The organism is Legionella cincinnatiensis (genome assembly GCF_900452415.1).
GTDB classification, from domain to species: domain Bacteria; phylum Pseudomonadota; class Gammaproteobacteria; order Legionellales; family Legionellaceae; genus Legionella; species Legionella cincinnatiensis.
Genome location: NZ_UGNX01000001.1, coordinates 1,572,907 through 1,595,218 on the forward strand (window position 1 = coordinate 1,572,907; position 22,312 = coordinate 1,595,218).

Genomic DNA, 22,312 nt, shown 5'->3' on the forward strand with positions numbered 1-22,312 from the left:
GTGAGTCAACACCAAACGATTATTATATAATCCCGAAGTTTAAGATTATGGTCGTCATATAGGGAAATATTCGTGAAAAAACTCTTTAAAATCTTATTTGTTCATATAATGCTATCTTGTAATTTATTTGCTTCAGAGGCTATTAAAGTATACCCCCAATTTATAGGATATTCATTTGCAGAATATGAACCCTATGAGTTTATTCAAGATGAAGAGACCTGTGCAGACTCAGCTAAAATTACAATTAATACTCCAATGGATTTCCATAATGAAAATGAGTTTCCAGTTATTTTTTATTCCAAACTTCCATCGCTTCCTGATTGCAAATGGGATGTAAATTACAGCGCTGATGCTATTTCGGATAGTATTACTTCAAATTATGATCTGACTAAAATTAAAAAAACACTTACTGCTCAAGCATCCTGTTTTTCATCGGAAAGTGGACATTTTAATTTTTTCAAATTGAAAGCTCATCCTGTCTATTTATGCCCCAAAAATACAATATTCACTGGTGCTGGTTGTATGACAGTCGACAAAGAACATTGCTCAGGCGACATTGTTGCTAGAGATATGAATTCTTCAATACCAATGATAAAACTACAGGGTCATGTGGGACTAGTTTTCAGATTTAATTGGAATGCCGATGATACTCCACTTGATGTTGGTGATAAAATGCCTATCTACACCTTTGAAGTACTCAATAATGAAAATGTAATAAACTTAAATACTATTGATAACTTCGTAAATACTGTTCCAGGTGGGTATTGGGGTGAAAAATTTGGAGTTAAATCGCATCTTTATTTAAAAGATAATGATTTACATTTGATTTTTGAGTCTTTGATTGATTTATTAGAAAAATTAGAGGCAGGTATCCCCATAAGCTATAACTTCAGCTGGCATGTTAGCAATGGTGAGATTATTTCGAGGTATAAGTACATTGATGGCAAATTTATAAAACAATACCATCAACAACCTATTGGATTTCGTTGTGATACCTTTATAAGGTACCTTTTTGATAATGGCCCAGGTATTAAGTTCGATACAGGATTATTTATCACGCCACGTTTGCTTTATATAAGCTTATTACATCTGAGAAACGGTAAAGATATTCCACTTTCTATGATGCCAACTCCTTATAATATTCCCCTTGATACGGACATGGAAAAAGAAATTAAAGATGCATTAATTAATGACAATGTAGATCGCCTTGATGCACTAACATTTACTTATCTTTCAGAGAGCAGCATAACTGATGATTCAAAAGCTAAATTCATACTATCATTAGCTAGTTTATATTTTGAGGATGAGTATAAGTCGCAATACTTGCTGGATTTACTTTATGAGATCAAACTTTTTGGTATCTCATCAGATCTTATAAACTTGTACTTTAATACTACTAATAATGAAACTCGCGCGAAATTATATAAACTGATCGAATCTTCGGTTTTATTTGAAACTAAAGAAGAGACCGAGGAGTTATCTAGTTTCGATATGAATAAAATTATTTTCGTCAATGATTTTCTTCTTCATCAAGCTAGCACCATTGCTCCTCAAAGAACGGTAAATAATGAATTTATTGTTCAATTAAGGCACCTCCTTATGCTGAACAATAAAAGATTAAACTTTAATAAAGGCAATAAAAACTTGTGGAAAAAGAGTTATTGAGATGGTAGAAAATAAGGCTTGATGATCAGGCATTTTAGTCATACCTGGCCTCCATCGCATCCAGAAAATTCCTTTGGGTTTGTTTAAAAACTATATTAACCATTTTTTAAAGTAGAGGCAGTTTTTAATTTATGGCAGCAGTTGAGGTCCTCATCAATCGCTGCCAGTTGAATTGTATCTATGCGATATGAACCACATTAGTCTTTTGCATTAACTGCAAGCGACTGTTTTGCTTAATAACACTATCAATTTTTGATTTTAACTGCCGTTTTATTCCTTCGATTCCCAGCTTACTGTTGTTAGCCAGATCATTAAAATCGTTAAACTGTCGAGGGTTGATAACTGCTCTCCTAGAGCAAAGGTCGGTAGAATGATGAAGCCATTAACTGAATCTGCTGCCTCTTTTCCTTTTTCTTTTCCAGGATTAATACCCTTTGTTAACTCAAGGTGTTTGTCATCATCTGCAGCCACAATAATTGGAGTATCGGGATATTTATCATGTAGCGCTTTAGCGACTGGTTTGAGATTACCGGAGTCAAAAGCAGAGACAACAGCCGGTAATCCGGTTGCCTCTTTTATAGTTGCAGCTGTAGCATAACCTTCAGCAATAACAATGACAGGCGTTCCTGAAAGTTTTTCTAGGCCACCCAATACATGAAAACTGCCTTCCTTTCTTGAATCTTTTGCAAACCGTTTGGTTCCATCTTCCGCAATGTATTGAACAGTCCAAAGTGTTCCTTTGCAATCTGTTGCTGGAATACAGGTTAGTTTTCTTTCTTCATCAGTATATACGCCAGAATGACCCTCAATACCCTTGGCCTGCATATAAGGTGTGGGTTCCACAATCTCTGCCATCATAGATAATTTTTCCTTGAGTCTTAATGCAGTACTTTTTTGTTTAACTTCAAGCTCACGTTGGCGAGTCTGTTGATGCTCAAGTGCCTCTGCTTTGAGTGTTGCCTTCTGTTCATCAGTTAAAATGTAACCCTTACATTTCCAATTAAGATCAGCACCAGTTCGATTATTTTTAATATATCCAGCCGGAATACCATCTAAATGGGCTACATAAAATCCTGCCTTTTCACCGTTTTTATCACCCTCTGTGGCTATGCGATGAGGTTTACCATCCATAATTGGATGCCCACCTGAAACATTAGCACCAAGGCTCATCAATGCCGTAGGTATAAGCGCTTTATCCTGAGTCAGTATTCGATTTTCAGGAAGCCAGGCTTTGATTTTCTCAATAGGAACACCAGGATTTGCATACCAACATTTTTGAACTTTATCCCAGACAATACCTGGTGTTCCATCAGGGAGCTTTCCTATTGTGGATTTGGCACTTTCTTTTTGTTTGAAGGGGATGCTTAACCAGACCTTTTCAGAAGTGATGTTTTCAGACGTCATAACGGCTACCTCTTTAAGTTTCTCATCCCTGGTTTCAATAAGTTCTGCTAGTTGAATGTCTTGGGTTTGCTCTAACGCACACAGGTGATTAACTATTTTTTCTGCATCTGCAGATGCTCTGAATATTTCTAAAGGCTCATCTTCCAGAACTTGAATCCACGATTTGATATATGCCGTGTTTTGAGAAGGGTCATGGCCTATACCAAGCTCAGCACCTAAAAGCATGCTTGCAATTTCTGCTCTCAATTCTTCTTTGGCATAGGCATCTGAACCAAAGGGATGGCCTAAATCTCTATCCAGTCTTGATGGATGGCCACTCCAATGTCCAAGCTCATGCAGGGCAGTGGCATAATAGTTTGCTGCAGATTTAAATTGCTCTTTTGGTGGAAGATGGATGCTATCATTCGATAATCTGTAAAATGCTCTGTCCGCCTCAGAATGAATAATGGTGGCGCCAGAGTTAAGTAGTAGTTTTTCTGCTCTTTTAATTAAGGACCAGTCCGGCTCTTTGGCAATGAGTTCGGGCATATTATCAATTTGTGAGGCATGAAATACTGTTGCATAAAACACCTTGGGTCGTTCAAGATTCACCTGCACTTTTAATGGATTACCTTGCTCATCAAGCACAGGTTTACCAGCATCATCTTGTTTGATTTGTTCTTCATGAAATTTCCAGTACTGAATCGTCGTGCCTTTTTCTCCCTTACGTACCTGCGCATCCATGCTTTGTGCTTGTTTGTAAGTTAACCAGCGATTGTCATCACTTTGGTTCAGCATTAAATACAATGCATTAATCCCGCGATAACGTTTTCCTGTTATCGGATTATAAGGAACTTGATCATTACCTGTGCCTGGTTCCTATGGTTTTAACCAAGGCGCAGTTCCTGTTTTCAGACTTTCAATAATTTGATTGGCAACGACTTGATGATAAGGCATTTTAGTCATAAATAGCCTCCATCGCATCTTCTTCATTGAGTGCATCTTCAAAAAATGCGCCCATGATGTCTGCTTCTATCGGACTGACCTCAACAAGAAAGCCAGGGATTACTAAATCCTCGAGCTTTTCTGCAATCACATCCATTAACTCGGTTTCATGACTCATGTAGTTTTCTCCCGTTTATTAATTACCCATATGGGTGTGATCATTCCCTTGATTTGTCTTGTGTGAACAAGACCATAATATCGACCATCGAATGACCATTCGCTTTGATTGGTCATCGTCATGATTTCATCTTCTTGAAGTTGATAATTCATTACCTGCCATTGAGGTAAAGAGCGGTTCATTCCATCTTGTAATTTTGGTTTTGAATAAGGTATTAGCATTTGATTCACATAAACCCTGTCATTTGTCACAGAGAGGATATCCCCAGATACAGCCACCACTTTTTTCATTAAATAGCCATATCCATTACAATAAAGACCATGGTCTATATAACCTCTGTTCTTGGCTAATCTGAAAGTTTGCCTATCATCTGGGCAAAAAATCACATAAGCATTTTTTAGCGGCTCTGCACCGGTGATGCGATATAAGCCTACAGGAATTGATTCAGTAAGATTTATCCTAAAGCCCATAGAATGGAATAATGAGCCTGCAGCAATAGTACTTATCAAAACAATAGCGATGATGATGGATGGTTTTTTCATAACCGGATCACCTCGTCTTCACTTAAACGAACACGTAAAATATCTGAGTGAATAGGTGCCTCTACAGAGGCTCTAGCCATGAAGACTGGATCTTTAAAATAAAGTGGCTGTTTACCATAAATTGCAGGAAAGGGCTCTACCCCAAATAAAGGGGCATTTTAATCAAGTTAGTCTAGACTAACTCTTTGATTTGACGGTCAAAAGGAAGATTAAAATGCCTAAGAAAGATTGTATCCTAAATTTGCGTGGATATTCTATTAAAAAAGTAAGTGGAGAGAACCTGGTTTATATCGAAGTCACTTATCGATGTGTTGTACGATGCATTCATTGTGGGAATAAGAAGCTACGTAAAAAGGATAGTTTCATGAGGCGAATCCGCCATGAATCAATTGGATTGCGTCGCAGTTACTTGTGTATCAAAGCTCATAAGTATTATTGTCCCTCGTATGGTCGCTATTTTAATCAACGATTTCCCGGGATAGGTAAATATCAAAGGGCGAGTGAGAGTTTACGGAAACAGGTGTTTCACTATCCTAGCAAAGGAGTGAGTCAAAAGGATTTGGCTCGTGATTTAAAGCTGGGTAAATCGACTGTAGAGCGCTGGTATCATTACGGTTATGAGCTACGTTATAAAAAGATAGCGACTCGTTCCTGTCCCCGAGTATTAGGCCTTGATGAGCATTCGTTCAATAGAAAGATGGGGTATGCGACCACCTTTTGTGACTTGGCCAAACACAAAATATTTGATGTGGTTGAGGGGCGTTCAGCACGCGTAGCCTGGTTGCTCGCAACCAGGATTTCACCTGATTGTCGATCCTTAATGCCAGCATAAAAAAATACGTACCGCCCCGAGTTTTGTCTCATCTGTAATTGACCCTGAGGTTTTTGGTCTTCCTTGTGAACTTGCACCACATAAAATAGCCTCTTTATTATTACAAAATCCTGATAATCTTTGCCGCCTCTGATAAATCCTGGTTGCAAGCAACCAGGCTACGCGTACTGGTTTTTGTAATCCGACTCTCAGAGGATGGATGCAATACTATGGCAAATATTCCCCATCATCGCTTGAACCCGTTTGGACTCAGTTTAATGCTGTGTTGGTAAAGTGGACACTGCGTAAATATAAAAAGGTAAGAGGGAAAACTAAAGCGGCAACTATGTTGGAGAACATCCAGAAAAATAAGCCAGCTTTATTTCCACATTGGAAAATTGGTGTAGGTAGAAACTTTGCTTGATGGGAGCCGTATGAATCGAGAGGTTCACGTACGGTTCTGAGAGGGGCTGACGGGGAAGTTCCGTCGGTCTACTCAACTTAAAGTTTTGTGTTCTTGATTAATGCTCCCGGAATTGGGGATGAGCCTAAAGTTTTGTGTTCTTGATTAATGGGCTCCCGGATTTGGGGATGAGCCTAAATGGCGCGCTCGGAGGGACTCGAACCCCCGACACCTTGGTTCGAAGCCAAGTACTCTATCCAGCTGAGCTACGAGCGCAATAGGGGACGGATTTGATGCATTTACTGCATCTGTTCTTTTGGTTGACTGCTGGAAACCAAAATGGTGGGCCGTATAGGATTCGAACCTATGACACAGAGGTTAAAAGCCTCCTGCTCTACCACCTGAGCTAACGGCCCTCAAAAGGCTAAAACATTAAAACTATACTCTAAAACTGGTGGGCCGTATAGGATTCGAACCTATGACACAGAGGTTAAAAGCCTCCTGCTCTACCACCTGAGCTAACGGCCCTAAAGAGGCTCGAATCATACCGGATTAGGATAGAATTTCAAGTCTTTTTATTATGTTTCTCGTATTTTTGTTATTTTTGTGGTTGTTTTTTGTTTTTGATGGCAAAGAATTAACAAAAGTGGGATAAAGTCATTAATTTTTGACTTGAAAAATAGATGCTTTTTTCAGAGGCTAAAATCATGTAATGATGAGCTTTTAAGCGATTCTCTAAAGTTTGGGCTTTATGATTTGCAGTCACAAGTAAGATTACGTCTGAACCTAAAGCACCGCAACCTTTGATTGCAAGTATTTCAGTATATTCTTTAAGTCGATTTATCAAATTTAAACTGTGTTCTGCAACTAAATTCAATTCAACTAATTTTTTATGATAATCATTAATAGTTGTAATTAATTTTGTAGAGTCAGTCTGCTCAAATGCCAGTTTAGCCTCATCAACTAAAGTAGATAAATAGTCAATCTGATCAGGTAGGGTAGCGGTTTGTAAATGATGATGTGTTGCAAGTTTTACTCCTGTATGAATAAGAAAAAAAGACAGCTCGTGGAAGGGCCACCCATAAGATTGAAGCATTTTTTTTTGTGTATTAATATAGACACAACCTTCTTGTGCTTGCGCTATAACATCATACCCACTCGGCTTTAGCCCCGTTCCTGCCCATGATACTTTATAATAAGCAGTGAGCATGTCATCTAAATTAGGTTTATTTTTTTTGAGAAAACAGCTTGCTAAATAGCTCGCTAAAAATTGTGCACTGGATGCACCTAACCCCCCTCGTTCTGTATAGGGATCGTTCCAGATTAAACCGTGATCTAAATGTTGCTGTTGCCACCAGACTCCTGCTGGAGACTTGGGGTGAATTTCTGATAATTGGTTGTTTTTAGACGTTAAGGTAAGCTCAAAACAAGGGTATGTGGTTAGAAGAATCGCTGATGCCCCAGCTAATGCAGCATATTCGCCCAATAGAAATGTTTTTGCGGGAATTAGCCATTTCATACTGCAAGTGGAGTTTGTCTGATTTTTGCTAATAAATCATGGGCATTATTTAGGCTGATTCTTTTATGCAAAGCGAGCCACTTTTGTAAATGTTCTTTAAGAAGAGGCATTTCACTTTCATTAGCTCCTGCAGCAAGAAGCAAATTGTCGATATGAAGTTTCATATGACCTTGAATAATGCCTTCAGTACATAATGCTTTAATCGCACCTAAATTTTGTACAAGACCTACTGCAGCAATAACTTGAGAAAGTTGGTTTGCAGAAGAAATATTCATCATTCGTAAACACATCTGGGCAGTAGGATGGAGTGAAGTCACCCCACCTATAGTGCCTACTATAATAGGTGCAGTAAGTTGACCAGTGAGGGTGTTGTCTTCATAGCGCCAACGTGTGATTGCCTGATATTGCCCGTCACGAGCCGCATAAGCATGTACGCCTGCCTCCACCGCTCGCCAATCATTGCCTGTTGCAATTAAGACAGGATCAATGCCATTCATTACTCCTTTATTATGTGTAGCTGCTCTATAGGGATCCATTTCAGCAAAAAGAGAAGCTTCTTGAAGCTTTTGACCAAGTATTGGGTTTATTGCATGAATGGTGACTTGAGCGGTGGTTAGCTTTTGGTCGTTTAGGTTGGATAAAATGCACATGGTGACTTCTTCACCTGTTAACTGCTCTATAGGTGTCTTTAAGTATTCAAGTACTTGATTAATGATATTAGCGCCCATTGCATCGCAGCTGTTCATTGTTAAATGGATGACAACCATTTCTTGACCATCTTCTCTTTTGAGGAGACGTAGCTGTAGATCAACAACACCACCACCACGTTTTACCATATTCTCTGCTACATCTTTATTTGCTTTGCTAATCAGGTAAGCTCGGTTTTCATAAAAGATTTGAGAAAATTTGTTGAAGTCTTTAACTTTAGCTAATTGAATTTGACCTAAAATGCATTCACCTTGCACCCATGTTTTTATTTCACCACATTGTCTAATCCATTTAGCTGATTTGGACAAAGCGGCAATAATTGATGTTTCTTCAACAGCCATGGGAATCACATAATCTTGTCCATTAATGTTGAAGTTAGTTGCTACACCTAAAGGAAGCTGAAAGTAGCCTATAACATTTTCAATGAGTTTATCTGCTAAGTTTAAATCTTTTATGCCACCACTTTTAAGAAAAGCAACATCTTCTGCAGTGATTGCACCTAGGGCTAGCAAGCGTTTAAATCGTTCTTCACGTGAAAGTTTTGAGAATCCGCGGAATAGTTCATCAGTATTAGAAGATAAAGGCATGCTTTCTCCTTGGGTTAGCCGGCATTAACGCCAAGTTTAATAAGGTCGTTTTTGCATTGTTCAAAGTGGCTGTAGTCGTCTTGCATACCTAATTTTTACGTCTTTTGCGAAAAATGAAATAATTTTATCATAAAATAGGGAAGCAAACTACTTAAAACTCATCGCTTATATGATTTAGTTGTATTATAGCCTAGATTTTATTTCTGTTGCTTGTGTGATAATAAGGAACAGCAAATTTATTCTTCTTAAAGCCATTTTCGAAGGTCCTTAGTCTTAATATTTTAAAGAATAACATTATCTCATTGTTTAATACTTCATTTTGATAACACTTGTTTTAAAAAATCAAAGTTCTTTGAATACAATGAGTTACAACCCATAAATGTTTTTATTTTAATTTTATGGTATTTTTTTTGTGTTCAGTGTAAATTAATCGCTCTTTATGACTTGGATTAAGAGGGAGATGAAATGGGAAAACGCGCTCAAGCCGAAATGAAATCTTTTCTGTTGGCTGAAAAAAGACGATTGGAAGTTATTGAACAATTAAAGAAATGTGAATCCCATGAAGAGCTTTCCAAAAGTTTAAAAAAATATGAAGAAAAGAAGGAAAAAAAATTTTTTGTTATTTCTTCCAAATTAACTGAATACCACGTACAACGACTAAGAAAATTGGATGAAGAGATAAGTCAATTAAAAACAGAACTTAAAAAACAATTTCCTTTACCTGGCGCACACGTAAAATTACAGCAAATATTGCCGCCGAAAGTTAAAGTTGTTGCTTCTTGTGAGCAAACACTCGTTGAACGGACGTTTACTCAGAAGATGCCAGGACATTTGCTAAGTAAGCCATGTAATTTAGGTGACGATAAACTAGTTTTAGCTAAAGAAATGATAGCAAGAAGCGTAGAAATTCCTGAAGGTAGTTATGAAGGAAGTCTGCAACGAGATGTTAGTGAGAGTGCTTTTAGTTCAGAAGAATATATACAAGAAAATTCTGTAGATCCTAAAACTAAAAGAGAAAGAGAAACCCATCTTTTACAAGTTAACGTTCAACTAAGAATTTTTAAGCTGAAACAGGAAGAGCTTGAGGCTACCTATCAAAAAAATCTTAGTAAAGGAAAACAAGATCAAGCGAACAAATATCAAAAAGCTTCCAACGCTGCTAAAACTATTTATGATGAAATCTCTCGCTTAGCCAAACAATACATCAACGATGGAGATTTAGATGCTTTTAAAACCAATAGTCAAAGCATTTTAAAAGAAGATAATGATAATGTAAAAATAGTGCAGGAACATCGAGGTTGGAAATCTTTCTTAGCTAATTTGGCTGGACTTATTTTTACTGTTGGACTTGCTCAAGCAGGATATTCTCTCTATAAAAGAGAATTTTCGTGGTTTAAGCCTCCCACTGATACGGGTAAAAAGGTTGAGGATCTATATACATCAATTAATACAATTGCTGTGACTGGTTAAGATGATACTTATTCAATTTTAAAAAAATTTACTTCGCCTAACTCTGTAACAACACAGTGGATAGGCGAAGCCAGATTTATATAGGGTATAGGGTGCTATAAACTATCAGAATAACCATGCATTGTGATACTATAAGTCATCGTTTTTGCTCTTCTAGAATATTCGTATTATTCTGGGGAATATTTTTCAAAATAGATAACTATGGTACAAAGTAACGCACAAATCACTTTTGATAAGAAACAAATCAGATTTCACTGTACTGGTATCTGGTCTGTTTTGCAAATTGATAATTTGGTGAAACGGTTTAGTGCAGATGAGTTACCGAAAACAGAAAAAGTAACAATCAGTGGGAAAGGGATTAGTCACTTTGATAGTGCGGGCGCTTTGGCTTTAATGAAGTGTATTGATAAGCTGGAGCAACGAGAAAACCAAGTTGAATTAACTGATTTTACTGAAAGACAACAACAACTTTTGGATCTCATTAAATCAAAGAAAGATATTTTAGAGTATCATATTCCTTCACCCCCAAAAGAAAACGTATTTTACCAATTAGGTAAAGAATCAGAAAATAAATTTCGTCAAGTAGATGGTCTCCTCGTTTTAGTTGGTGATTTAACTACGAAAATAATTGAAGCATTTGGTAATTGGCGACGGTTTCAATTACCAAGCATCATTTCAAATATCTATACTACTGGGGTAACTGCTTTACCTATCCTTGCGCTGCTTTCTTTTTTAATTGGGGTGGTTTTAGCATATCAAATGGGACTGCAGCTACAAACCTATGGTGCTAACAGTTTCATTGCTTACCTATCCGGGATGGCTATTTTTCGTGAATTTGCTCCGTTAATTACTGCGATTATTGTTGCTGGACGAACGAGCTCTGCTTTTACAGCACAGATTGGTAGTATGAAATTGAATGAAGAGGTGGATGCTCTACTCACTATGGGACTTTCCCCCACAGAGTTATTAGTGCTACCTAAGGTTATTGGGTTATTGATTGCATTTCCTTTATTGATTTTTTGGTCTGATCTTTTTAGTATTTTAGGCTCAATGATTATGTCCAATAATATGTTAGGCATTAATTTTATTGACTTTTTGCAACGATTAAAAGACTCCGTTGGACTTTCTCAGTTGAATTTAGGACTTTATAAAGCACCTGCTTTTGCATTATTAATTGCCTTAGTAGGATGTTTTCAAGGGTTTAAAGTTGAAGCAGGGACGGAAAAAAATATTGGAAGCCAAACAACTAAAAGTGTAGTACAAGCACTATTTCTGATTATTATTGCTGATGCAATTTATTCAGTTATTTATAGCCGGATGCATTGGTAAATGAGTGAATCCATTATTGAAATTAAAGGGCTGAAGAATTACCTCGGTGGTCAATGGGTACACTCCGGTGTTGATTTAACTGTGCAGAAAGGAGAAATCTTAGCCATTATTGGCGGCTCTGGGAGTGGAAAAACCACAATATTACGTAGCGTGCTAATGTTAATGCAGCCGACAGCTGGTGACATTAAAGTATTTGGTAAAGATATTAATCATCTTGATGCCCAAGAAGCACTTTCTCTTCGTCGTCGCTGGGGAATGCTTTTTCAACATAGTGCATTATTTTCATCAATGACCGTACTGGAAAATGTGATGTTTCCTATGCAAGAGTTTACCAACCTTGAACATGAATTTATGCATGAATTGGCTTTATTAAAAATTGCTTTAGTTGGGCTTCCTCAAGAGGCAGCAGGAAAATTACCCTCAGAATTGAGTGGAGGAATGCAAAGAAGAGCGGCTGCAGCGCGTGCTATCGCTATGGATCCAGAATTATTATTTCTGGATGAACCTACCACGGGGTTAGATCCGCTGAGTGCAAGACGTTTTGATGATTTAATTGTTTTTTTAAGAGACTCATTAAAGCTTACTATAGTTATGGTAAGCCATGATATAGAATCCTTAAAAAGAACTACAGATCGCGTAGCTTTTATTGGTGATGGAAAAGTTTTAAGTATTGAACCCATTAAAGAATTAATGAAAAATAAGCATAAAATAATCGCAGACTATTTTAGCAAAGTGTAACTGGAGATAATATATTTGGAAACGAAAACCAATTATACCATAGTGGGAGTGGTCGTACTTATATTGCTTGTGGGACTTATAACTACAATGTTGTGGTTATCCATTGGTTTTAATCAAAAAAAATATACTACTTATACAGTTTATATGCATGAAGCTGCTTCAGGCCTCTCTCAGGATGCCCCAGTAAAATACAATGGAGTACAGGTAGGTTATGTTAAAGAAATAAGATTAAATCAAAATGATCCACGGCAAGTTGAAATTTTGTTGAATATAGAAGAAGGAACTCCTATCACGACCAGTACTTTTGCCACTCTTAATTCTCAGGGGATTACAGGAGTAACTTATATTGGTTTGAGTGCAAGTACTTCTAATTTGACACCTATACGAAAGATGCCTGGAGAACCATATCCCGTTATTCCTTCAAAGCCTTCAGTCTTTAACCAATTGGATGGTATTTTAAAGAAGGTATCTGAAGATATGGGTATTGTGACTACCGAAGCACAGCGTATATTTAATGAAGAAAATGCGAAACACATAAAACATATACTTTCAAATATTGATAGCTTTTCTAAAAATATGGCAGACAACGGTAAAAATGTGAATGTCTTTATGGATAATCTCGCGAAAACCAGCCGTGATTTTCCACACATGCTTGAAGAGTTAAGAGTGGGGATATCCAAGTTTAATCTTATGGCAGAAAGTTTGAGTAAGGCTGGAAATAGTGTATCAAAAACGATGAATTCAGGAAAAAACACTCTCGATAAAATTTCCCAGGAATCACTTCCACCGGCAACCATTTTGCTGCGTCGATTGAATGCAATTTCGGCAAATCTTGAAAAAGTGAGCAGTGAAATGCGACAAAATCCTGCGGTAGTAATTCGTGGAAGTAAACCCCCACACCCCGGGCCTGGAGAATAAATAATGAAAAAATTGGCTGTTTGTCTTGTGGGTTTAAGTGCTGTAATACTTAGTGCATGCTCACCTGTTAAAATTTCTGTAAAAGATCAATACCAATTAAGTGCCTATAGTGCAAAGCAGTTGGCTCAAAAACCTATGCCCATTACTTTATTGGTTACTGCACCTGACGCAGCTGGTGGTTATCAAACGGAACAGATGCTCTACATAAAAAAACCTTACGAGCTTGAAGCTTTTGCAAAAAATGCGTGGGTAAATCCTCCCGCTGACATGCTTTATCCTTTAATCTTGCAAAGCCTACAAAAGACAAATCTTTTTGAAGCAGTTACTTCTAATGCATATGCTTTAGGTGCAGATTATCGATTAGATACTCAACTTCTTTTTTTAAATCAAAACTTTCTCAAAAAGCCCAGTGTTATTGAGTTTTCGGTGAAAATAGTTTTAACTCATGTTAATGATAATAAAATATTAGGTTCACGCATTGTTAACTTAAGAGTTCCATGTCCAAGTGATACCCCTTATGGTGGTGTCATTGCAGCCAATAAAGCAACACAACAATTTACGGCGGAACTGGCTCATTTTGTAGTGTCTCATATAATGCATTAAGAAGGATGAATCAGCATAAAGTGCAAGGGAATTACTGTAGCCAAAAAATAAAAAGGATTGTACAATGTGCCTCCATAAGCCCTTTATGGGAATCTGACTAATAATAAAAAGAAAAGAGGAGATTGAGGATGAAAGCCAGATCATTATGTAAATTAGGTCTGCTTGTAGCGAGCGTTGTTTTAGTGGCTGCTTGTTCTAAAGCACCAGGCAGTGCTGATGGGTCTGCTTTGGCTGAAGGTGAGGCATCTGCTCAAGGCCTGGGGCAATTTACCCATTTTGCTGGCCAAGAACCAGGAGAGTCTTACACTACTCAAGCACCTCATAATCAATTGTATTTATTCTCTTACGATGATAGTAATTTGGCTCCAAAATATTTGCCATCTGTTAATGCCCAAGCTGAATACTTGAAGACACATCCTGGTGCTCGTGTATTATTGGCGGGACATACTGATGAGCGTGGAAGCCGTGAATATAACGTAGCTCTTGGTGAGCGTCGTGCAAATACAGTAGCTGATATTTTACGTATGGCAGGTGTTAACCGACAACAAATACGTGTTGTGAGTTACGGTAAAGAGCGTCCAATTAATTTAGGACATGATGATGCGTCACATGCACAAAACCGACGCGTAGAATTTACTTATGAGGCAACAAGATGATTTATTGCAAAAGACACATTATCGCTGCAGGCTTTATGCTTATGCTCCCTTTGACTGGTTGGTCAGAGGCGCCTGTTGTTGATGATAGTGAAAATTTTGCGATTATTGAAGGACGAGAGGCGCAAGAAATGCCTCTCGTTGGTTCTAAATATGATGATCCCCAAACTGAAAGCGGACAATTTGATTTAGCACAGAATGAGAATTACTCTATTGATAATTCTCACGATGATGATGGTCCTGCGCTGGCTAAGGATGATCATCCAAGTGATTCAGAGAACAATCTTACTGATAATGCCAAATTGATTGATAAGATTCAAAGCTTGCAACAAGAAATACAAGAATTGAGAGGTCAATTGGAAGTGCAGGCTCATGATTTAAAGTTATTACAGCAACAACAAGTGGCTTTTTATAAAGATTTAGATGCACGCTTAAGTGGAAATAGTCCTTCTAAGTTGACATCGAGTAAACCACCAATAGATCTTGATGTAGGCTCTAAAGAATCTATTTCCAAGACCAGTACACCTGCAGCAAAAACTGAAACGAATGCAATAGCGACGACTCCGGTTTCTGTTCCTATTTCTCGTGCGAATCCAGCTGATGAACAAATTAGTTATTTAGCTGCTTATGAATTAATAAAAAATAAACGTTATGATGATGCTGTAATTGCAATGAATACTTTTGTACAAAAATATCCCAAAGGTGGTTATACCGCTAATGCTCAATATTGGCTAGGGGAACTTTATTTGGTTAAAAAGGATTATTCAAAATCCATTGAGCATTTTAATACCGTTTTACAACAATTTCCTACCTCAAGTAAGTCTGCCGCAAGTATGTTAAAGGTTGGATACGCCTATGCAGAACAGGGAAATAAGCAAGAAGCAAAAAAATTCCTGCAACAGGTAGTTAGGGCCTATCCTAATACACCCACTGCCCAACTAGCGAGCTCAAAATTACGTACGATATGAACATAAAGAATTTTAGTTTTAGTTTGAAATGCAGCCTGGATTAGGGAAAAGGAACTTCGTTTTATCCAGCCTAAATTAAACCTTTTTGCCTCATCGAAAGATTATATTTTTGCACAAGGCATGCATATTTATTGAAAGGCTATGTTTGCGTAAATGAATAAGAAATATAAGGAATCGATAGTTTATCTAGGACGCGTTAACAATTCATTCTGCTCCCCTATGTTTTCAAATGGGGTGAATCTTATGAACCAATATTAGGTTCTTGCAAAGCTGGATGTTGTGTATAAAGACGCAACACCTAAGCAGTGGAAATCAATTGTCAACAGACCCTAATACCCAAGGAGAAATTATTATGTATTGGCTTGCTCATGCTCCAGCTAATATTGCTTTAATCAAATATATGGGAAAAAGAGATGAGAGTTCAAATGTCCCAGATAACTCTTCATTGTCTTATACTTTGAATGATCTTATCAGTACTGTAAGGCTTGAAAAATTAAGTTCAAAAAAAGACATTTGGGAACCCTTGATTGTGCCTGGGGGGATTGGGGAGCTGATTATATCTGTAGAGGGACAAAAAAGATTTCTTGACCATTTAGCACGGATAAAGAAACATTTTGATTATGAGGGTGGTTTTTTAGTGCAGTCATGTAATAATTTTCCACATAGCAGTGGTATGGCAAGTTCTGCTTCAAGTTTTGCAGCATTGACCCGTTGCGCTTCAATTGCTTTAAGTGAACTCACTCAAAAGCCTATGCCGTCTACAGATGAGCAAGCCCAATTAAGTCGGTTAGGCTCAGGCTCTTCTTGTAGATCTTTTTATTCGCCCTGGGCTTTATGGCAAGAGGACAAAGTGGAGGCTGTAGAGTTACCTTATCAGCAGTTGATTTATCAAGGTATTATAGTAAGTAATAAAAAGAAGGAAGTACCCTCTAGTGAAGCACACAAACGAGTAAAGACGAGTTTGTTCTATGCAAATCGCGCACAAGAAGCTGAAGAAAATTTAAAACTTTTATTAAGTGCCTTAATGTCCAAAGACTGGGCTTCTGCTTATCAAATATGCTGGCATGAATTTCAAAATATGCATCGTTTATTTCATACCTGTGAGCAGCCTTTCTCTTATATGACGGAAAATAGCGTAGATTTATTGCATCATTTGGAATATTTTTGGGATAAAAAAGGTGATGGCCCTATAGTGACAATGGATGCGGGACCAAATATTCACTTATTGTATCGCTCGGAGCAACAAGAGTTAGCACGCGAATTCAAACGTGATTATCTAGTAGGTAATTATGATGTTCTTTGATTTTGAAACTACCACCTATGGTAAATGGATTTTGGCAGGAGAACATGCTGTAGTGAGAGGTCATCCTGCACTGGTATTTCCAATTAAGAAAAAAAAATTAATTTTAAGTTATTCCACTTCAGCCCTAACTTTAGGTGCTGATTATGAGGGTAGTAGTGGTGCTGATATGCATCTTTTGTTTTGGAGTGTTTTGGAACACGGAATGCAATTATTAGACCGCTCTATAACTCAACTCAGAGGACATTTTCATTTAGAGAGTACCATCCCTGTTGGTACAGGAATGGGAGCCTCTGCCGCTCTTTGTGTTGCGATGAGTCGTTGGTTTTGTGCGCAGAAAATGTTGGATTTAAGCCAATGCAATGTTTTTGCTAAAGAGTTAGAACATTTATTTCATGGAAAAAGCAGTGGATTAGATATTGCAGGAGTTGCTGCGGAGGGAGGCATTTATTTTAAAGCAGGTAATACAATGCCTGTCCAACAAAAAATTTATCCCAAGTTTTTTTTATCTTCATGTAAACAAATTGGAATTACTTCTCACTGTATTAATCAGGTACAAAATTTATGGGATAAAAACACCAAATTAGCAGAACAAATTGATCAGCAAATGGTTGCGGCAGTAGAGGAAGCTAAAAATGCTTTAGAAAATAGCGACGTAGAAGCAATGCGTTCATTAATTAAAGCGATTAAAAAAGCAGGAGATTGTTTTTTTCAATGGGGATTAGTAAGTGAAGGCCTACAGCAACACATGAATCGATTAATAGCAGAAGGTGCCTTAGCTGTAAAACCCACGGGGTCAGGCGGAGGAGGTTATGTCTTAAGTCTTTGGGATAAACAACCACCTGATTTTCTGGAGTTGCTCAGTACTTAAACGTCCATGCTGAGGGAGAACCGCGCTTAATCAATAAAATGATAATAAACCTCATTTTCTTTGATCATCCCTAGCTCATAGCGTGCTTGCTCTTCCAGAGCTTGATCGCCGTTTTTAAGTTCTTTTATATCTGCTTCAAGCGAGCGATTACGTGTTGCTAATTTATTATTTTCTTGTTCATGAGCAGCAAGCTTTTTTTGAAGATCACGCCATTGAATCAAATTACCATCGCCCAGCCATAATTTATGCTGTAAAATAACCAACGAAACGATCAAAATAATAAACAGTGGGCGCATAAGTTTCGCTTAATTAATAGTATCCTTTACTCATTGTATTACTATATTGCAATGTGGAGCAATATCTGCTTTAAAGAATTTATTAAGTTCCTTTTGAATCACATTTTTAGTGAAAACCTAATCTAGTATTAATTCTATATTTTTCTCTGTTTTCGCAGAGATGAGCTTCACTGCTATTGACTTAATAGGTCCGTCATTTTCGCGAGGACGACTAGAAGTTCCTTCAATCAATGGCAATATGGATAAGTTTTGATACGATGGTGGGCCTAATTATCCTCAGAGGTTTATTTTTGTAAGTAATTCAGACTTGCTCTGATTGGAAATAAAAAAATCAAATGTGTTTGCGTAAAACATTCAGTTCATCAGTTAATAGATCTATTTTTTCTAGTAACTCTAACACAAGGGCTACTCCGGGTAGATTAACTCCTAAATCATGATGAAGACGAAATGCGGATTCAATTTTTCGTAAATCTTTTTGATTTAATTGAGGTTGCTCTGAGGTGGAAGTTTGGCTCGAAAATAGACCATATTCAACCATTTCCAGTAATAATTCTTTAGGAATTTGGTATTTTAGACAGACTTCATTAAATGAAATAGTAGTTGTTTCTTCAATAAGTACACCCACTACAGTATCATTTTGCTTCATGCTTATACTCCCATCTTTGCTCGTGGATTAAAAGGCATTACTTCAGCCATTTTTTTGTAAAATTCAGTTGCAGCTTCAGTCGTTGCTGGCGGAGTAATAATTTTTAAAAGTACGTATTGATGCCCAGGTGTTGTACCAGGTAAACCACGATTTTTGAGTCTTAACTTTTGTCCTCCTTGTGATCCAGGCGGAATTTTTAAATCAATTTTTCCTCCTAGTGTTGGAACGACTACTGTTGTTCCTAAAGCAGCTTCCCAAGGGGTAATTGGAAGTGTGAGATAGATGTCATTATCAATTACATCAAAAAGAGGGTGCTTTTCAACGTACACAGATAAGTAGATGTCGCCACGAGGTCCTCCATGTACTCCTGGGGCACCTTGTCCTGCTAATCGGATCTGTTGGCCTGATTTTACTCCGGCAGGAATTTTAACTTTTAAAGATTGCATCTTTATTTGTGAATTTTGTTCCGTTGGGATCTGTATGTTTTTTACTGTTCCTGTAAATGCTTCTTCAAGACCCAGGTGGATTTTTCCGTGATAGTCTTGACCTGCCGTAGGTTGTTGGCGATAGCGGGAATGACCAAATAATGATTCAAATAAATCTTCATTTATATGGCTACTGTAAAATTGCTCTGCTTCTTCAGGTCGCCAATGAGTATATTGTGTTTTCTGATTAAAGTCTTTATTCTTGCGGTACTTATCATATTCTGCTCTTTTTGCAGGATCTTTTAGTACTTCATATGCTTCCCCCATTTCTTTAAAATGTTCTTCAGCATCGGGCTCTTTACTTATATCTGGATGGTATTTACGGGCAAGCTTTCGATATGCCATTTTGATGTCCTTCTCTGAGGCATCTTCGTTAACGCCCATTATTTTGTAATAATCCTTGTCCATGTTTATTTTCTCATATGGGTGTTGTTGAGTAGCTCAACGTGCCGAAATTGTAAAACTTATCAATGTCCATTTTAGCAGATCCAAGAGGAAATCGTTATGGGTGAATGCTATTTTTGTAACACATATGTTCCTGGCGCATCTGGTAGTTTCTTATCAATCTTAGGCGGTTTCACTTGCTCTGAGTGGGATTGTTTTACTAACCAATGGTGCCAGGCTAACCACCATGAACCTGTTTTATTTTCTGCTACTTGCAGCCAATTTTTAGAAGACATATAGGGTTCTTCTTTTTTCTGTTCCCGAATGAAATAACTACGTCCTTCGTGTCCAGGTTCACTAATAATCCCGGCATTATGTCCTCCATTAGTGAGTACAAAAGTAATATCTCCTTTGATCATCAAATGGATTTTATACACTGACTCCCAAGGACTCACATGATCTTTTTCGGTGCTGACTGCAAAAGAGGGAAGGTTAATATTTTCAGCCGCTATATTTTTTCCTTCAACAGTAAATCGTCCTTCGGCAAAGTCATTATTAAGGAATAGTTTTTCGAGATATTCGCTATGCATTTTATAGGGCATGCGTGTTGCGTCAGCATTCCAAGCGAGTAATGGAATCATTCCTCTTTGTGTACCATGCATGTAATCTTGTACCATCTTAGACCAAATAAGATCATAAGAGCGAAGCATTTGAAAGCTACCAGCCATTTGTTTTGTATCTAAATATCCTTTTTCCCACATTACATTTTCTAGAAATGAGACTTGGCTATTATTAATGAACAGTAATAGCTCTCCTGCATCAACGAAATCTCCTTGAGCAGCGAGGAGAGAAAGACTTTTAAGGCGATCATCATTATCTCTTGCCATTGCGGCTGCTGTAATCATCGCTAAAGTACCACCCAGGCAATATCCCATTAAATGAATTTTTGTTTTAGGAAATAGGGTAGATATTTTATTGATTGCCGCCATAGCTCCAAGTCTGTAGTATTCATCAATTCCAAGGTCTCTATCTGCAGATCTTGGATTTAACCAGGAAATGATAAACACAGTATGCCCTTGTTGCGTTAACCAATTCACTAAAGAATTTTCGGGAAGCAGATCAAGAATGTAATATTTCATGATCCATGCGGGTAGGATTAACAAGGGTTCTTTATACACTTTTTTTGTTTGTGCTTCGTATTGAATCAGTTCGATTAAATGATTTTTATAGATCACTTTGCCTTTAGTGATTGCGACTTGTTTTCCTGGAGTAAAGTTTTCAACTCCTTCCGGAGGAGTTCCTGTTAATTTTTCAATAATATCCTGGAAAGCTAACTGTGTCCCACGAATTAAGTTCCTTCCATTTGAATTCAGTGTTTCTTGGAACAGGTCAGGATTCGTCAAAATAAAATTTGAGGGTGATAATGCATCGAGAAACTGTTTGGTTCTAAAGGAAACAATCCGTTTATTAGGAGCATTTAATCCAGGAATTTCACTGGCTGATTTTAAACTCCAATCTTCAATTAGCAGGAATAGCTCAGCCCATAACCGCCAAGGATAGATGCTCCAATTTTCTGTATGAAAGCGAATATCTGTACCATTTCTGGGGATATCATAATTAGAAAGATTAGTGATTAAATCAGAAAAATGCAGAAGAGGATAGAGGGTAAGTTTTAAAAATGTACCTGGAGCTTGAGCCAGTTGTGCTCCCCATGAAAAATAGGAGGTAGCCGTAGAAGCAGGGCTAATGCTCGCAGTAAATTTGCCTAAATTCGCCTGGTAATATTTATTGATGAAATCAAAAATATCATCCTTTTGATGATCTTCTTCATGCGGATGTATCGGTGTTTTTTTGGAGTGATTATCTATTTTTGATTTATTTTTTGAGAGAATCGGTTGAGCTGTTTTTTTCATTGCTTAGTCTTGCCATAGTATTTTTTAAAAAATAGTATAGCAGTGAAACGATTTTTATTTGTATCTTAACTAGTTAAAGTACATACTATTCGTTTAGTGATACTAGGTTAGAGAAAAGTAGCTTTTTAGCTGCTTGAATTTATATAAAGTTGGAGAAATGATGCACAAACATTTACTAAATGTACTCGTAATTTTTTTTCTGTTTTCATTAGCTGGTTGTCAGTCAAATCGGGCTACTGATACCTTCTTTAGTCCTTTAGCACCATTAGTTACCCCAAGCGCTAATTTGGCTCAGACAGTACAAGAGGCTTTAATGCGTAGCGATGATCCTGCAATTGCGCGCGTACACGTGCAAACACGACAAGATGTTGTTGTTTTATCCGGCTATGTTAAAAAAATTCGCCAAAGTGATGTAGCAGAGCAGATTGCTCGTCAGGTTCCTGGCGTTCGTGCTGTAGAAAATAATATTATTATTCGCCCATAAGATATCATGCTCTCCATTTGTACTATATTTAAAAAAGGGTTAAGTATGTTCAAATGGAGAATAAAATGGCTGACCTAATTCATAATGCCTTACCTACGCCAAGACGTAAGATTATTTGTATTCATCCTGAAGACTCAGTGAAAAAATGTATTAATTTAATGTCAGAAATGGATATAGGGGCCTTGGTTGTGGTTGATAATGACAATCAACTCATTGGCATCGTTGGTGAGAGGGATATAGTTCGCTCTTGCTTGCATCAATGTGTTAATTTGGAAACAGCAAAAGTTGCAGACGTAGTATATAAAGAAGTAACGATTCTAAGTCCTAACGATCATATAGAAAAAGCGATGCAAGTTATAACTGCAACAAAAAGAAGACATGTGTTAATTCGTGATGAAAATAATGAATTTATTGCTATTTTGTCAATTGGAGATTTGCTTTATCATTTGCTAGAAGATAAGGCTAGAGTTATAGAGCAACTCGAAAATTATATTCATACCTATTAACAGAGCT

Annotated in this window: 21 protein-coding genes, 3 tRNA genes and 2 pseudogenes; 14 read left to right on the forward strand and 12 right to left on the reverse strand. The window is 37.3% G+C overall.

The window, feature by feature from the left end:
* Nucleotides 1-72: 72 nt before the first annotated feature.
* Nucleotides 73-1,665 (forward strand): hypothetical protein, encoded by a 1,593-nt coding sequence (locus DYH34_RS06925; RefSeq protein ID WP_058466154.1) that lies wholly within the window; start codon nucleotides 73-75, stop codon nucleotides 1,663-1,665.
* 178 nt (nucleotides 1,666-1,843) lie between these two features.
* Here DYH34_RS06925 and DYH34_RS06930 read toward each other — a convergent pair.
* From DYH34_RS06930 to traF, 3 genes and pseudogenes are all read right to left on the reverse strand, one after another.
* Nucleotides 1,844-4,014 (reverse strand): annotated as a pseudogene (locus DYH34_RS06930) (zincin-like metallopeptidase domain-containing protein).
* Nucleotides 4,007-4,171 carry a hypothetical protein gene (locus DYH34_RS18005; RefSeq protein WP_058466155.1) on the reverse strand — a complete coding sequence of 55 codons (165 nt, stop codon included), beginning with the start codon at nucleotides 4,169-4,171 and terminating at the stop codon, nucleotides 4,007-4,009. Before DYH34_RS18005 ends, DYH34_RS06930 begins: the two are co-directional and overlap by 8 nt.
* Complete coding sequence (gene traF, locus DYH34_RS06935) at nucleotides 4,168-4,713, reverse strand: conjugative transfer signal peptidase TraF (protein WP_058466156.1); 546 nt, start codon at nucleotides 4,711-4,713, stop codon at nucleotides 4,168-4,170. The genes DYH34_RS18005 and traF overlap by 4 nt, the downstream gene beginning before the upstream one ends.
* A 214-nt stretch (nucleotides 4,714-4,927) precedes the next feature.
* Between traF and DYH34_RS06940 the strand changes: the two are divergent.
* A pseudogene (locus tag DYH34_RS06940) lies at nucleotides 4,928-5,485 on the forward strand (helix-turn-helix domain-containing protein); the annotation flags it as partial.
* 199 nt (nucleotides 5,486-5,684) lie between these two features.
* Complete coding sequence (locus tag DYH34_RS06945) at nucleotides 5,685-5,948, forward strand: group II intron maturase-specific domain-containing protein (RefSeq protein ID WP_274519454.1); 264 nt, start codon at nucleotides 5,685-5,687, stop codon at nucleotides 5,946-5,948.
* A 178-nt stretch (nucleotides 5,949-6,126) separates the two neighbouring features.
* On the opposite strand, the gene DYH34_RS06950 is transcribed toward DYH34_RS06945, so the two are convergent.
* The 5 genes from DYH34_RS06950 to DYH34_RS06970 form a co-directional block, all read right to left on the reverse strand.
* A tRNA-Arg gene (locus tag DYH34_RS06950) sits at nucleotides 6,127-6,203 on the reverse strand.
* 64 nt (nucleotides 6,204-6,267) lie between these two features.
* A tRNA-Lys gene (locus DYH34_RS06955) sits at nucleotides 6,268-6,343 on the reverse strand.
* A 36-nt stretch (nucleotides 6,344-6,379) separates the two neighbouring features.
* Nucleotides 6,380-6,455: transfer RNA gene (locus DYH34_RS06960), tRNA-Lys, on the reverse strand.
* Nucleotides 6,456-6,564: 109 nt separating this feature from the next.
* Nucleotides 6,565-7,446 carry a mevalonate kinase family protein gene (locus DYH34_RS06965; RefSeq protein ID WP_058466158.1) on the reverse strand — a complete coding sequence of 294 codons (882 nt, stop codon included), beginning with the start codon at nucleotides 7,444-7,446 and terminating at the stop codon, nucleotides 6,565-6,567.
* The gene (locus DYH34_RS06970; RefSeq protein ID WP_058466159.1) at nucleotides 7,443-8,741 is read right to left on the reverse strand and encodes a hydroxymethylglutaryl-CoA reductase, degradative; all 1,299 of its coding nucleotides are present in this window, start codon (nucleotides 8,739-8,741) and stop codon (nucleotides 7,443-7,445) included. The genes DYH34_RS06965 and DYH34_RS06970 overlap by 4 nt, the downstream gene beginning before the upstream one ends.
* Before the next feature lie 465 nt (nucleotides 8,742-9,206).
* Between DYH34_RS06970 and DYH34_RS06975 the strand changes: the two genes are divergently transcribed.
* From DYH34_RS06975 to DYH34_RS07015, 9 genes are all read left to right on the forward strand, one after another.
* A complete protein-coding gene (locus DYH34_RS06975; protein ID WP_058466160.1) occupies nucleotides 9,207-10,211 on the forward strand; it encodes a hypothetical protein in 1,005 nt (334 codons plus the stop codon).
* A 201-nt stretch (nucleotides 10,212-10,412) separates the two neighbouring features.
* Nucleotides 10,413-11,540 (forward strand): MlaE family ABC transporter permease, encoded by a 1,128-nt coding sequence (locus DYH34_RS06980; RefSeq protein WP_058466161.1) that lies wholly within the window; start codon nucleotides 10,413-10,415, stop codon nucleotides 11,538-11,540.
* A complete protein-coding gene (locus DYH34_RS06985; protein WP_058466162.1) occupies nucleotides 11,541-12,278 on the forward strand; it encodes an ABC transporter ATP-binding protein in 738 nt (245 codons plus the stop codon).
* A 15-nt stretch (nucleotides 12,279-12,293) separates the two neighbouring features.
* A complete protein-coding gene (locus DYH34_RS06990; protein ID WP_172465408.1) occupies nucleotides 12,294-13,196 on the forward strand; it encodes an MlaD family protein in 903 nt (300 codons plus the stop codon).
* Between the two features lie 3 nt (nucleotides 13,197-13,199).
* Complete coding sequence (locus DYH34_RS06995) at nucleotides 13,200-13,799, forward strand: ABC-type transport auxiliary lipoprotein family protein (protein WP_058466163.1); 600 nt, start codon at nucleotides 13,200-13,202, stop codon at nucleotides 13,797-13,799.
* Nucleotides 13,800-13,927: 128 nt separating this feature from the next.
* On the forward strand, nucleotides 13,928-14,455 hold the full coding sequence (pal, locus tag DYH34_RS07000) for a peptidoglycan-associated lipoprotein Pal (RefSeq protein WP_058466164.1): 528 nt from the start codon (nucleotides 13,928-13,930) through the stop codon (nucleotides 14,453-14,455).
* A complete protein-coding gene (gene ybgF / locus DYH34_RS07005; protein WP_058466165.1) occupies nucleotides 14,452-15,420 on the forward strand; it encodes a tol-pal system protein YbgF in 969 nt (322 codons plus the stop codon). The genes pal and ybgF overlap by 4 nt, the downstream gene beginning before the upstream one ends.
* Nucleotides 15,421-15,772: 352 nt before the next feature.
* Nucleotides 15,773-16,723, forward strand: coding sequence for a diphosphomevalonate decarboxylase (locus DYH34_RS07010; RefSeq protein ID WP_058466166.1), 951 nt, complete (start codon nucleotides 15,773-15,775; stop codon nucleotides 16,721-16,723).
* A complete protein-coding gene (locus DYH34_RS07015) occupies nucleotides 16,713-17,591 on the forward strand; it encodes a mevalonate kinase family protein (RefSeq protein WP_058466167.1) in 879 nt (292 codons plus the stop codon). Before DYH34_RS07010 ends, DYH34_RS07015 begins: the two co-directional genes overlap by 11 nt.
* A gap of 26 nt (nucleotides 17,592-17,617) precedes the next feature.
* On the opposite strand, the gene ftsB is transcribed toward DYH34_RS07015, so the two are convergent.
* The 4 genes from ftsB to DYH34_RS07035 form a co-directional block, all read right to left on the reverse strand.
* A complete protein-coding gene (gene ftsB, locus DYH34_RS07020) occupies nucleotides 17,618-17,887 on the reverse strand; it encodes a cell division protein FtsB (protein ID WP_058466168.1) in 270 nt (89 codons plus the stop codon).
* 331 nt (nucleotides 17,888-18,218) lie between these two features.
* Entirely contained in the window at nucleotides 18,219-18,533 is a 315-nt protein-coding gene (locus tag DYH34_RS07025) for a chaperone modulator CbpM (RefSeq protein ID WP_058466169.1), read from the reverse strand.
* A gap of 2 nt (nucleotides 18,534-18,535) precedes the next feature.
* Nucleotides 18,536-19,426: a DnaJ C-terminal domain-containing protein gene (locus DYH34_RS07030; RefSeq protein WP_058466170.1), complete on the reverse strand. Its 891-nt coding sequence runs from the start codon at nucleotides 19,424-19,426 to the stop codon at nucleotides 18,536-18,538.
* A gap of 107 nt (nucleotides 19,427-19,533) precedes the next feature.
* Nucleotides 19,534-21,315 (reverse strand): PHA/PHB synthase family protein, encoded by a 1,782-nt coding sequence (locus DYH34_RS07035; protein WP_058466171.1) that lies wholly within the window; start codon nucleotides 21,313-21,315, stop codon nucleotides 19,534-19,536.
* 160 nt (nucleotides 21,316-21,475) lie between these two features.
* Between DYH34_RS07035 and DYH34_RS07040 the strand changes: the two genes are divergently transcribed.
* The gene (locus tag DYH34_RS07040; RefSeq protein ID WP_058466172.1) at nucleotides 21,476-21,799 is read left to right on the forward strand and encodes a BON domain-containing protein; all 324 of its coding nucleotides are present in this window, start codon (nucleotides 21,476-21,478) and stop codon (nucleotides 21,797-21,799) included.
* Between the two features lie 65 nt (nucleotides 21,800-21,864).
* The gene (locus DYH34_RS07045) at nucleotides 21,865-22,305 is read left to right on the forward strand and encodes a CBS domain-containing protein (RefSeq protein ID WP_058466173.1); all 441 of its coding nucleotides are present in this window, start codon (nucleotides 21,865-21,867) and stop codon (nucleotides 22,303-22,305) included.
* The last annotated feature ends 7 nt before the right edge of the window (nucleotides 22,306-22,312 follow it).